This is a genomic window from Plantactinospora siamensis (assembly GCF_042434095.1).
In the GTDB taxonomy this organism is placed as follows: domain Bacteria; phylum Actinomycetota; class Actinomycetes; order Mycobacteriales; family Micromonosporaceae; genus KBS50.
This window is the reverse complement of record NZ_JBHLUE010000014.1, coordinates 1-1389: the sequence shown is the minus strand read 5'-3', so window position 1 is coordinate 1389 and position 1389 is coordinate 1. Positions and strand designations below refer to the sequence as shown.

At 68.1% G+C, this 1389-nt stretch carries 1 protein-coding gene; it reads left to right on the top strand.

Features of this window, described 5'->3' with window-relative positions; genetic code table 11:
* The first annotated feature begins 111 nt into the window (after window positions 1–111).
* Window positions 112–1365, top strand: coding sequence for an ISL3 family transposase (locus tag ACFFHU_RS17450; RefSeq protein WP_377340213.1), 1254 nt, complete (start codon window positions 112–114; stop codon window positions 1363–1365).
* Window positions 1366–1389: the final 24 nt, after the last annotated feature.

Sequence of the window (1389 nt, the reverse complement as noted above, 5' to 3'; positions counted from 1 at the left end):
GGCTCTTGTGACGTTGTCGTGGGTGGGTTGAGCATGTCGTAGCAGCGCACGCCGTTCTCCGGCCTACGGTTCCGGTTGTCGAGACTGGAATCGGGCATAACGGAGAACGGCGTGCGTAGTAACAGGATATGGCAGCGGCTGTTGGGTGTGCCGCAGGTGGTCATCGAGTCGCTGACGATCGAGGACACCGACGATGGTGAGGTCGTTGTCGTCGGGGTCCGGGCGCGTAAAGGCGCGGCCCGTCGCTGCGGACGCTGTGGTAGGCGGGCGCCCTGGTACGACCAGGGCTGGGGCCGGCGGCGGTGGCGGCATCTGGACTTCGGCACGACCAGGGTCGTCCTGGAGGCCACCGCGGCCCGGGTGCGCTGCCCAGAGCACGGGCCGACGGTGACACATACACCATGGGCCCGGCACGGTTCCCGGTTCACCACCGCGTTCGAGGACACCTGCGCGTGGCTGACCGCCCGGTCGGCCGCCTCCACCGTGGCGCACCTGCTGCGGATCTCCTGGCGGGCAGTGACCGGTATCGCCGCCCGGGTCGTCGCCGAGGCCGACGGACGAGCCGACCGTCTCGACGGACTACGACGTATCGGCATCGACGAGGTCGCCTACCGCAAACGACAGCGGTTCCTCACCGTCGTCGTCGACCACGACACCGGCCGCCTCGTCTGGGCCCAGGCCGGACGCGACAAAGCCACCCTGGAGGCGTTCTTCGACACCCTCGGCCCGCGACGCACCGCCACGCTGACCCACATCTCCTCCGACGCCGCCCCGTGGATCATTCCCGTGCTGGCCCAACGGGCACCCCACACCGTGCGCTGCCTGGACCCGTACCACCTCACGGCCTGGGCCACCCACGCCCTGGACCTCGTCCGCCGCCAGGTCTGGAACACCGCCCGACACGGCAAAGGCGGCGCCAACACCGCCGCCCGCACCCTCAAAGGCGCCCGCTGGGCCTTGTGGCACAACCCCGAAAACCTGACCGACACCCAACAAGCGACCCTGGCCACGATCCAGGCCACCAACAAGCCCCTCTACCGGGCCTACCTACTCAAAGAACAACTCCGGGAGATCATCGCGGTCAAAGGCGACGACGGGAAGCTGCTGCTCAAAGCCTGGCTCCGATGGGCCACCCGCAGCCGCCTCCCACCGTTCGTCAAACTCGCCCGCACGATCCGCAGACACCTACCCGAAATCCACAACACCCTCGACCACGGCCTGTCCAACGCCCGCGTCGAGGCCAACAACACCCACCTACGCCTACTGACCCGCCAAGGCTACGGCTACCACAACCCACAAGCCCTCATCACCATGGCCATGCTCCGCCGAGGAGGCCTCTGCCCACCCCTACCCGGACGACCATGAACCCACGACAACGTCAGTAGACCC